Origin of the sequence: Proteus vulgaris (genome assembly GCF_011045815.1) — a bacterium.
GTDB classification, from domain to species: Bacteria; Pseudomonadota; Gammaproteobacteria; order Enterobacterales; family Enterobacteriaceae; genus Proteus; species Proteus vulgaris_B.
In genome coordinates this window covers 2,711,750-2,723,186 of record NZ_CP047344.1, presented here as the reverse complement: position 1 = coordinate 2,723,186, position 11,437 = coordinate 2,711,750, and the positions used below count along the sequence as shown (strand labels likewise).

The 11,437-nt window shown below is 36.2% G+C and carries 10 protein-coding genes and 1 tRNA gene; 6 read left to right on the top strand and 5 right to left on the bottom strand.

What is annotated here, in order from left to right; translation table 11 throughout:
- Nucleotides 1–176: 176 nt before the first annotated feature.
- The 4 genes from phsC to GTH24_RS12915 form a co-directional block, all read right to left on the bottom strand.
- On the bottom strand, nucleotides 177–956 hold the full coding sequence (gene phsC, locus GTH24_RS12930; RefSeq protein ID WP_072068667.1) for a thiosulfate reductase cytochrome B subunit: 780 nt from the start codon (nucleotides 954–956) through the stop codon (nucleotides 177–179).
- On the bottom strand, nucleotides 953–1,531 hold the full coding sequence (locus tag GTH24_RS12925) for a 4Fe-4S dicluster domain-containing protein (RefSeq protein ID WP_072068666.1): 579 nt from the start codon (nucleotides 1,529–1,531) through the stop codon (nucleotides 953–955). The genes phsC and GTH24_RS12925 overlap by 4 nt, the downstream gene beginning before the upstream one ends.
- Nucleotides 1,532–1,545: 14 nt before the next feature.
- Nucleotides 1,546–3,825 (bottom strand): thiosulfate reductase PhsA, encoded by a 2,280-nt coding sequence (gene phsA, locus GTH24_RS12920; protein ID WP_164526485.1) that lies wholly within the window; start codon nucleotides 3,823–3,825, stop codon nucleotides 1,546–1,548.
- A gap of 860 nt (nucleotides 3,826–4,685) precedes the next feature.
- On the bottom strand, nucleotides 4,686–5,489 hold the full coding sequence (locus GTH24_RS12915; RefSeq protein WP_115350047.1) for a sulfite exporter TauE/SafE family protein: 804 nt from the start codon (nucleotides 5,487–5,489) through the stop codon (nucleotides 4,686–4,688).
- 104 nt (nucleotides 5,490–5,593) lie between these two features.
- Here GTH24_RS12915 and GTH24_RS12910 point away from each other — a divergent pair, with 104 nt between their 5' ends.
- The 6 genes from GTH24_RS12910 (at nucleotide 5,594) to mlaA (ending at nucleotide 9,808) form a co-directional block, all read left to right on the top strand.
- Complete coding sequence (locus GTH24_RS12910) at nucleotides 5,594–6,370, top strand: AraC family transcriptional regulator (protein WP_072068663.1); 777 nt, start codon at nucleotides 5,594–5,596, stop codon at nucleotides 6,368–6,370.
- 195 nt (nucleotides 6,371–6,565) lie between these two features.
- Nucleotides 6,566–6,640, top strand: a tRNA-Arg gene (locus tag GTH24_RS12905).
- A 119-nt stretch (nucleotides 6,641–6,759) separates the two neighbouring features.
- On the top strand, nucleotides 6,760–7,317 hold the full coding sequence (locus tag GTH24_RS12900) for a fused DSP-PTPase phosphatase/NAD kinase-like protein (RefSeq protein WP_072068653.1): 558 nt from the start codon (nucleotides 6,760–6,762) through the stop codon (nucleotides 7,315–7,317).
- Between the two features lie 179 nt (nucleotides 7,318–7,496).
- Nucleotides 7,497–7,673 (top strand): GDCCVxC domain-containing (seleno)protein, encoded by a 177-nt coding sequence (locus tag GTH24_RS22315; protein WP_277606426.1) that lies wholly within the window; start codon nucleotides 7,497–7,499, stop codon nucleotides 7,671–7,673.
- A 292-nt stretch (nucleotides 7,674–7,965) separates the two neighbouring features.
- A complete protein-coding gene (locus GTH24_RS12895) occupies nucleotides 7,966–8,862 on the top strand; it encodes an AAA family ATPase (protein ID WP_241253956.1) in 897 nt (298 codons plus the stop codon).
- 208 nt (nucleotides 8,863–9,070) lie between these two features.
- The gene (mlaA, locus tag GTH24_RS12890; RefSeq protein WP_072068652.1) at nucleotides 9,071–9,808 is read left to right on the top strand and encodes a phospholipid-binding lipoprotein MlaA; all 738 of its coding nucleotides are present in this window, start codon (nucleotides 9,071–9,073) and stop codon (nucleotides 9,806–9,808) included.
- Between the two features lie 78 nt (nucleotides 9,809–9,886).
- Here mlaA and fadL read toward each other — a convergent pair whose 3' ends face one another.
- Nucleotides 9,887–11,194, bottom strand: a complete 1,308-nt coding sequence (gene fadL / locus GTH24_RS12885; RefSeq protein WP_115350046.1) for a long-chain fatty acid transporter FadL — start codon at nucleotides 11,192–11,194, stop codon at nucleotides 9,887–9,889.
- Nucleotides 11,195–11,437 lie beyond the last annotated feature (243 nt).

Below are 11,437 nucleotides of genomic sequence, written 5' to 3'. Positions count from 1 at the left end.
GTAAATTTTTATATAACGAGAGTGGGCGCCGACTATACACCGAATAACATGTAAATAAAATGATATATTTGCTAATAATAAGATTATGAAATTACTTCTGAATTAAGATCAAAAAAATGCCCGTTTACACGGGCATTTTAGATAATGATCCTTTTGTAAGGCGTAACCAGAGGGGATTAATGCTCTGCTTTTTTAGTTACTGAACCATGAGTATCATGTTTTTGGTGGCGATGATGACCATCAACCATACTGCGGAATGTCTGTGTAAAAGTGTCACCTAATGTACATAAATAGAAGTGAGCACAAATAAACATTAATGCCACAATACCCAAGACTAAGTGTGCTTTTAACATCCAATAGCCATAGCCAAGTACTTCTGGATATAAACATAATAATCCAGTAACAAGTAACAGTGGCACTAAACCAAACATCACGCCTAAGTAAGCCAGTTGTTGAAGAGGGTTAAACTTATCAGTTTCAGTTGCAGCAAAAGGATGAGGCTCACCTTTCATTATGCCATAGAGGTAAAAGCGAGCTTGTTTGATACAACGCCCAATTAATCCACTAAATCTTACTTTGTAATGTACGCCGTTACTGGTTGTTAGATTGATAAGAATAAAACCAACCCAGAACGCGATAAGTACGAAACCACAGATTTTATGTAATAGCACCATTGAAGTGACATTTCCGATAGAGAAATGCCCTAAAAAGCCACTTAGTAATAATAGGATAAACAGTAAAGCATTACCCCAGTGCCAAAAACGGATCGCTTTAGAATATAAATAAACACGTTCTTCTTCGTAATGACCAGACTGTTTTGGTGCAAGGGCATAGCGTAGTAAGCCATGAATAACCAAAATTGCTATCATGGCAACGATTAATAAACCTGCCGCCATTAACCATACAGGCCAATAATCTGGCGTATAATGGAGTTCTGCTCCCCAGATACTAGTCATGCTTTATCCCCCTGATGGATTTCTTTACGACGGAATAAACTTGGTTTTCCGACATTATCTAATTGGTATTGATAAACGGATTTTTGTTTGATCCAAGCCTGAATTTCAGGTGAGTCGATACGACCAAAAGCAAGTGCATCTGTTGGGCATACTGTTACACACGCAGGTAATTCACCCTCAGCTAATCGAGTATCAGAGCAGAAATTACATTTATCTGCGATGTGTGTCATCGGGTTGATATAACGAACATGGTAAGGGCATGCTCCAACACAATAATCACAGCCAATACACAACTCTTTTTTCACCTGTACGATGCCATTTTCATCAATAAAAGAGGCTCCAGTTGGGCAAACAGAAACACAAGGTGCATCTTCACAGTGCTGACATGACACACGAAAAAATTGATAATGTGGGTCACCCGCCTCATCATTGTGTGGGCCTTGAATTTGAACTTGAAGTCGGCTGAAACCTTCAGGAATGTCATTGATGACTTTACACGCAACAGTACAGGCCTGACACCCAATGCAACGTTTTTCATCATGTAGCATGACAAATTGTTTATCATTATTGTTCATCGTTATTTTTTTCCTTAAGCCCGACTAATTCTGACACCTGATGTATGCACATCAGTACCCGATACAGGACTAATTTCATGAGGTAATAAGTTGCCACAGTGAACACCTGTTGTAGTCGCTGCTGTTTTTGCACCTGCTTTAGCACCCGAACCCATATAAACAAATACAGTGTCAGGGCGAATGCCTTCAGTGATTAAAGCGTGTGCTTTTTCTTTACCTATACTGTTTTCCAGAATGATTTCATCACCATGTTTAATACCATGATTTTTTGCTGTTTCTGGATGAAGCCAAACTGGGTTTTCCCACATTAATTCAGCTAATAACGGCACATATTGTGTTGCACCATTAGTATGAACGGCGACTTTACCTTGAATAAAATAAAGCTCGTCTTTTTCTTTTAATGGGAAGTTGTGGAAGCGTGGAATACCGTAATTTTCTAAACGGCTTTCTAACTCTTCAGAGTAGATTTCAATTAAGCCACTTGGTGATTTAAATGATAGCGCTTTTTCCATTGTGTTATTGCTATCAACATGTTTGATGGCTTCTGGATATTGCTCAACAAAAGCTTTTACATAAGAAGGTTCGCGTAACAATAGTGGAATACCATAGGATACATAGCCTTTTTTATGCATCTCTTTGTATAGTGCTTCGCTACCATTAACTTGATAAAGCTGTCTTACTCCCATGTTTTCCCAAGGGAAATAGGCTTCTAATCCCAGTTTTTTACCTAATTCCATCCAAATTAACCAACTTGGCTTAGTATCACCGATAGGTTCAACCACTTGTTGTCTTAACGCATATGCAGGATTTAAACCTGATACATCAGCAACTTCTTCATCACGTTCCAAGTAGGTACATTCAGGTAATAAATAATCGGCATAAGCGGCACTTTCGCTTAAATACACATCACAACTGACAATTAAGTCCAACTTCTGTGCTGCTTTTTCTAGCTCAGGACGGCAACTGACTGTTTGGAATGGGTTATGACGAGACATAATCCATGCTTTTGTTTGATACGGTACGCCTTCTAATGTTGAGTCGATAATTGATTGAACAATACCGCCACCTTTATTGATATATTTAAATTGAGGTGCTGTTGCATCAATGCGTTTTGCGGTAATTTCAGGCATACCTTTGACACTTGGTTTTGCCAATTCAGGAGCAACATTAATACCTGCTAATTTATTGTATTTTGCTGCTGCTTTTTTCTGATACATCCCCCCTTCACGTTCAATGTTGCCTAATAAGGCATTGAAGGTGAAGATCATTCTGCGCATATTGATCTCTTCTTTATTAAAGGTTGCGCGGTGACCAGGCATAATCAGTGCATGAGGGGCTTTTGCTGCAATTTCTCTGGCGATACGAGCAATATCTTGAGCGGGAACATCTGAGTGCGCTTGAGCCCATTCAGGAGTTGTATCTTGTAGAACCTCTTTTAATTGTGGGAAACCTACCGTAAATTTCTCAACAAATTCTTTATCGTAGAGATCTTCTTTAATTAAGATGTGACACATTGCCATTAGAACAGGCAAATCACCGCCAGGGCGGATTGCGAACCACTCGTCTGCTTTACTTGAAACGACAGATAAACGAGGATCAAAACTGACTAATTTTGCACCACGTTCTTGTGCTGTCATCAGTTCATGCGTTTCAGCAACTTCAATACCTTCATACAGGTTATGACCAAAAGAAAGAATATATTTTGAATTTGCTAAATCCATTGCCAGATCGCCACCCATCATAACGGATGCAGCAATGGCTTTACCTGCTGGGCAGGTTGATGCATGTGTAAACGTATTTGGTGAGCCAAAGGCTGCGGCAAGATGGAATAAATGAGAGGAGAGTGAGCCTGATTTTGAAGAAAATGAAATACTCTCTGCGCCATAGCTTTGTTTTATGGCATTCATCTTTTCAGCTATTTCTTTATAGGCTTGTTCCCAGCTTATGACTTCCCATTCACCTGCACCTCTAGGGCCTTTGTGTTTCATCGGTTTGACAATACGATTTGGATCGTTAACGAGGCTAACGCCACTTCCACCTCTGGCACAAACTCGGCTACTTTGATGCTCTGCGTTTCTGTTTCCTTGGATAAATACAGTTTTATTGTTAACAACCTGAGCTTCTATAGGACAACGATAAGAGCACATCTCACATAGACTAGGTGTTAATGTTGACTGACCCTTAAGAGAATCTACAGGATTAAATGCAAGTGCACCCGGTGGTAAACTACTTACGGTACAACCCACACATCCTATCCCCATCCCCTTAATGAAAGAACGACGACTAATACTCATATAACCTCCAGTTTCTTCTTATAGCTAAATATTATATACAGGCGGTTAAATAAATATTTGAAGGCGTCTCCAATTTATTAATCTATAAGTGATGACTTAGTTGTAAATAATAAATAATAGAGAATAAGACGTTAATAAATGTCACAAAATAAATTAACTAAAATAGACAAAATCAAATGATAATTATTTTCTTTTATTAACTTATATTATAAAGGTTTTGAGGAGGAAGAGAGGATCTTAGAGGATGTAACAATAAAGCTTACTTCTTTTAAATTCACTTACTTATGCCATTAATTTGTTTTATTAAAGTGTATTTTAAATATATGATTAATTACAATAAATAATTGACAAAAAAGGCATTCGATATATAATCATTTATATATCGAATGTCGGTGCTATTGTAATTAATTTGTTATTTAAAAATAAAATCAAATAATGTTTCTTAGCATTATTTAAATCCAGTTTCTTCTTAAAATATAATTTTTAAAAAATAGATAACTTATTAGTTTCATAATAAATACGAATAAAAGAGAAAAATAAACAGATGACATTTTATACGAAAAATGCTCATTGAAACGTAATCAAACTGATACTAAAAATGAGACAATCTATAAATTATTATTCATTATGTTTAAATATTAATTAATAAAGCTAATAGTTATCGGGCTGTGTATTGATTGTCAAAAAGAGCTATTTTTTGTTTTATGCATATTAATAATATTAATATCAAGTAAATTCACGTAGGAAAAGGTTTAAAGTAAGTGTTAAAAACAAAGTGGCTCATGAATATTGAAAGCCACTTTGTTAGCATGTTGTCAACGTTATTTTTCTGTCTATCTTTCTTATATAAAAGAAAGGATTTAAAACAACATAACAATTAAGACAAGGCTCAGTAGTAGGGGGTAAACTCTAGCATGCCATTTGTCGGGAATACGAGATAAAAAACGCTCAGAAATCTTTAAACCTATCCATGTGCTACATATCAGAATAAAGGCTGCCTTTAGCCAAATATAACCAATAAAACCAGATTCACTATTTAAAGGAGATGTAAAGGAAAGTGCAATATAAGTGAATGTTGCAGTGAGTGCTAAAGGTAAGGTTAAGGCATTTGCCATTGCTGCAGATTGTGCCATTGGTGTACCTCTACGACGCAATAGAGGAACTGTCATTACACTTCCGCCAACCCCTAAAAAAGCGGCAATAATACCAATGACTACACCATTAATTGTTTCTCTTCCTTTAGTCACTTTTTTTGTGTGGTAAGTAGGAGCCATAAAACCAGGGCGAAAATAACAATCTAAAATAGTGATAAAGAGATAACCAATAAAAATCCATTTGATCCAAGTACCTTCAACCGTTAATGCGAGAAGAGCACCTAAAATCCCTCCAAAAGCAATCCCAATAAAAAGGATGAACATGATATGCCAATCAAGCCTTTTTGCTTTATGGTGTTTAATTGTTGTTACTGTTGCAGAAAACAACATAATTAATGCAGAGGTTGCAACAGCTATTTGCATTGCATGCTCAGCAGGTAAGCTGTTTATTCCCCAGAGTGTCAGAATAAGTGTATAGAGTAAGGGAACTGTGACAAAACCACCGCCAAAGCCAAATAGCCATGTTGTGATACCTGAAATTAAACCAAAAGAAATCAGCCAGAGTGTCATTTTAAATCTCCTGTTGAGTCAGGAGATTAACGATATAGAATAAAATGATGGCTTACCCACGTGATAATGACAAGTTTATATGAATTTAGGACAATTTTAATATTATGCGTAATATCGATATTAACAGTGTGGATCATCTTCCTCGTGAAATTTTGGCATTAGGCTCTGATTATCCTTATGACACATTACTTGAAGCACATCATCATCGGCGAGCTCAATTTTTATATGCACCCAATGGTGTAATGAAAGTCAAAACAGAAGATGGCCAATGGATTGTATTACCTTACAGTGGTGTGTGGATCCCTGCTGAAAAAATACATCAAGTATTAATGTTGGGTAGTAGCACTTATAGTCTCTACATTGAGCCGAATAAAGTACCTCGTTATTCGGAATATTGTGAGGTTTTGCAGGTTTCTCCTTTGCTTCATCAGCTATTACTTTCAGCAAATCAACTTCCTTTGCTTTATGATTTAGGTGGGAGAGATAGCGCTTTATTAACGTTACTTTGTCATGAGTTAGCTCAGGCTAAACCATTACCTTATTTTACACCTTTGCCCCGGCATGCTTTATTAGATGCGTTATGCACTAAATTTATGTCACAACCAAGTATTCGTACTACGCCAGAAATGTGGGCTGAGAAGTTAAATAAGAGCCTACGCACTTTTACGCGTTTATTTCATAAGGAAACAGGGCTTTCTTTTCGAGAATGGCGTCAAAAAGCGTGTTTAATGTATGCACTAACGGCGTTAAAGAAAGGTCATTCAGTCACTGAAATTGCTTTAGAATTAGGGTATGAGAATCCGAGTGCCTTTAGTGCGATGTTTAATAAAGAGATGGGATATTCACCGAAATTGTTTTTAAAGCAATTGAAAGAATTTTAGTAAAACAATTATATATAAGAATAAACATAATCATTGATGATGGTATTTATTATCTCTTCTTTAAGGTAGATTTCACTGTTCAAAAAAGAAACAAAAAAATTCCTTCCAATATCAGTGCGTTAAAACTTGATTAATAGAGAGTGAGGGAGGTAAAATATAGCCCGTCCATAAGTCATACCTGATTTTCATACGTATGTTCCCTTAGTTAAATGGATATAACAAGCCCCTCCTAAGGGCTAGTTACAGGTTCGATTCCTGTAGGGAACGCCATCTATTACCTAGTCTGTAAATACAGAAATTATTCCTAGAGCATTGTCTATCAATTCGCGCTATTATCACCAAAATTTCACCTTCTCGTTCAATAATTCATAATCCTTTTAGGTTTTTATATGGAAATAAAATCAATTAATGATATTCGCTATTTGAAGTTTTTATTTATTGCTTATTTTTTTCTGCTGATAGGATGTAATTCAAGGCCAACTGATATTCCTGTACCGCCTGAAAATTTTTATCAAGTTTCAGAAAAAATTTATCGTTCAGGACAACCAACGCCGGGCGAAATGAAATGGTTGGAAGCTCAAGGTATAAAAACGATTATTAATTTACGTGAATATCATAGTGATAGTGATGATGTAAAGAATACGCAATTAGAAGCTTTTCAAGTAAAAATGAACGCAGGTAGAATAACTGATGAGGATATTATTGCGGTATTGCGTAAAATAAACAGTTCGTCTGGACCAGTATTAGTACATTGCTGGCATGGTAGTGATCGTACAGGAACAGTCATAGCAATGTATCGGTTAATCTTTGAAAATTGGACAAAAGAGCAAGCAATTACTGAATTAAGAAAAAAAGAGTATGGATATCACGAGCTTTTTTTCCCTAATATTGTTCAATATTTAGAAGAAGTGGATATTTCAGTAATAAAACAACAAGTATTCGATTAGTAAGTGACAGATAAGCAAATGATTTTTTTGTTTTATACGCTATTGAAAAATAAAAATAGCATATTCTAAATGACAAAGATGATATTTATAAATTTATGTGGAAATAAAATGTTAAGTAATTAGATTAACTTGATGTCAGAAATTACTTGCCCGCATTGTCATACGAAAAAATAGAAACAATGCTAAAAGATGCTTGCCAATGGTTTTATAAATGCACTCATTGTCATACTTTATTAAAATCTCTTGAAGGAGGTTGCTGTGTATTTTATTCTTATAGAACAGTCTCTTGCCTGCCTATTCAAGAGGAGAAATTATCTGAAAAATTATCATATTGCTGCCAAAATGAGAATAAGTAATTATCTATCTATAACAGTTAAATAAAATATCTTTATATTCAAAGGGAAATTAAATATTAGCTAACTTATTGCTTTTATTTTAAAAGATATTCTTGTTTACAAAGTAAATTACTGCTAGATTTTGTTTAGTCTATTTATAAGGTTTATTTTTATGTCATATTTTACAACCTCTTCAGTAATTATTATTACCATCTTTTAGTGGTGGGAATTGGTTGTATTAGGAACCCGCCAGATAAGCGGGTTTTTTTATTTTAGACTCCTTATCTAGCATAAAGAAAAGATAAGGATAAAAATGTTTACTCCACAAGAAATTGATCAACATACCCAATCACTAATACAACTAATTGCAAATGCAGACCAAGCTATCACTGACGAAAATTTTGAGTATCTCATGAATTTTTATACTGAAAATGGCACGTTGGTAGTTAAAGATGATTTGCATGTTTCTGGTAAGCCTTCACTAAAAAAAGCATTTATGGCGATCGCTGGATTTTTTAATCACTCATTACAAGTCTCTCAAGGAAAAGTAAAAGTTATTTTTGGTGAAGATTGTGCTCTCGTTTTAGCGCAAACACTTTTAAGTGCAAATATGCCAAATGAAGGAAAATTTAATACAGTAAGAGAAGCGACTTATGTTTTTAAACTTATTAATGATCAATGGCTCTGTGTTATCGATAACTCATATGGTACTGATTTATTAAAACCATCTCCTAATGTTCGTTTACATTTTTTCTGTGGAAAAATTGCTTCAGGTAAATCCACGTTAGCCAAATCTCTTTCTAAATCTCCCAAAACGGTATTAATCAATGAAGATGAATGGTTATCACAACTTTATCCAAATCAAATAAAAACAGTGACTGACTATATTGAAAAAAGTGAGTTAATAAAGGGGCTATTGAGCAAACATATTGTAGCTCTTCTTAGCGCTGGAAATACCGTTATTATGGATTTTCCTGCTAATACGCCTAAACAAAGGCAATGGCTAAAATCATTAGCTGATAATGCGAATATGCCTTATTTATTTCATGTTTTGAAAGTAGAAAATACTGAGTGCAAAAAACGATTATCTTTACGTAATCAATCTGACGAAAACCCGTTTAAAACAACAAATGAAGAGTTCGATTTTATCACAGAGCATTTTTCGTACCCTGATGCTAAAGAGCTATTAGTGATAAAAGAATATCAGTAAATAAGCATCAAGTATTATTATATTAGCCTTATATATTGGGTTAATATTGTAAATTAGCTCAATGGGATAATCCTAAAAATTGAATTATCTTATAAGATCAACGCCTAATAAAAGTACCACTTGTTACGCATTGACAGTATTATGTATAGAGTTTATGAATATGCGAACTATGATGCTGCTCATCATAATATAATTAGCGGAGAACATTATGAAGTATCGCCTGTGCGGTGTTGCTCTTTCAGTCGCCTTACTTTCAGGATGTGCAAGTACCCCTAATAATGGGGAGGGGCGCTCTGACCCATTGGAAGGGTTTAACCGCCAGATGTTTGATTTTAACTACTATGTTTTAGACCCTTATATCCTACGTCCCGTTGCTGTTGTTTGGCGTGACTATGTACCGCCACCAGCAAGAAATGGCTTATCTAATTTTCTCGGTAACTTAGAAGAGCCTGCTAGTATGTTAAATAGTGTGTTGCGTGGCGATTTTGAAAAGGGAGCAAAACATTTTGGTCGTTTTTGGATCAATACAGTCTTTGGTATGGGTGGCTTAATTGATGTTGCTGGTATGTCCAAAGAAACAATGGAAAAAGAAGTTCCAATGCGATTTGGTAGTACGTTAGGTCATTATGGTATGGATTATGGCCCTTATGTGGTTGTACCGGGCTATGGTAGCTTTACTGTCCGTGAAGAGGGTGGTGATTGGGCTGACTTAACGTATCCAATGTTGAGCTATTTAACGTTTTGGATGTCAGCAGGTAAATGGGCATTAGAAGGCATTGAAACGCGTGCACAATTGCTCGATTCCGATGCTATTTTACAAAACTCGTCTGATCCTTACTTAATGATGCGTGAAGCTTACTTCCAGAGTAATGACTTCCAAGCTGGCACGGTAAAAGAGAACCCTAACGCGAAAGCAATTGAAGATGATTTGGATTCAATTGATTAATTTTGCGGTTAGCTTGATGAATAAATAAAAAATGGTCTTGAAAAAGACCATTTTTTGTATAAAAAGCACAGTGAAAAATTAGAAACGATAGTTAAAGTTCATACCGTATAACCATGCTTTACCTGATGACTCGAATTCATAGGTAGGGGAAATCGGTGTTTCAGCCAGTTTCTCTTTGATCGTGACTTTTTTACCGTGCATATACGCTAAGCCAACATCAACAGACATATCTTTATTAAATGCATAGGTTGTACCCGCACTTAACCAGAAGCGATCTTGGTCTGGAATAGAGATTGAGCGTTTATCAGCAGGGACTGGGCTATCATCAAAGGCAATACCTGTACGGAATGTCCAGTTATCATCATGATAATAGGTTGTACCTAAAGCCACACGCCATGCATCACGGAAGCCTTCTTCTTTCCTGAATAGCTGCTGACCATCACTTTTACGAGTGGCTTTTAACTCTTCGAACGAACTCCAGCTTGTGTAAGCAAAGTTATAGTGAACGGCCCATTTTGGTGCAACGCGGTGATAAGCGGCAAATTCCCAAATTTCAGGTAGGTTAAGATCAAGTTTACCTTTAATGGTTTCGCCGTTGGTACCAATAATACCCATAGCATCAAGTGCGGGCATTGGTGGTAGATCATTTTGGTATTCACCGTCTTTAAATTTCACTTTAACTTTAGAACGATAAGTGAAACTAACTCGGTTACCTTCGTCGAATTCATATAATAAACCCGCGTTCCAACCAAAGCCCCAAGCATCACCTTTCAATTGAGCAACCCTTGCTGAAGGTGATACAGGAAGGCCAAGCATTCCAGGTAGTTCACCAGCATGACGGGTAATTTCAGCATCGGCATAAAGGGCATTTAAGCCTAAACCGACACTAAATTGGTTATTTACTCGATAACCCGCACTTAAGTTTAAGTTCATGGTTTTTAAATCAGTTTTGCCGCCGATAATACCTGCAGCATAATCCTTTTTAAAATCAGTCGCTAAGCCAAAGTTTGTTGTGCCTGATGCACCAATTGCCCATTTATCATTAATAGGGGCAACAAAGTGGATATTCGGGACTAATGCACTTGGTGCGATATCACCAGCATTAGTGCTAGCACCTGTAAGCGGAGATTTACCTTTAATATCAACGCTTGGGTTAATATGGATAGCACCTACAGAGAATTCAGGGCGATCAAACATAGTGAGAGCAGCAGGGTTTCTGCTACCTACGCTTGCGTCATCGGCAATAACGCCTTCTCCTGAAAATGCACGCCCTAGTGCTGAAGTAGAATATTCATTTAACTGAAAACCGGCAGCGCCTGCTTGAGAGGAGATAACACCTACCAAGGCAGCTAGTGCTGTGCGAGTAAACAGGTTTTTACGGTTCATGACCTAAACCCTCATAATTTTTTTAAGTTGTTACTTCTGATTAGAAGCGCTGGATTTTAGGTGCGGTTGTCGTTATGACAAATCAGACCAGTTGATTAAGTATAAAGTTGATTACCCCAAATGTTGCAAGTATGTTTTACAAATATTGCCATTTTGATTTGATAATTGGGATTTGGTTAACATTATTTTCACAAAATATCCCAATAAAGATATTTTTGATTGTTAAATAAACAGAATAATCAA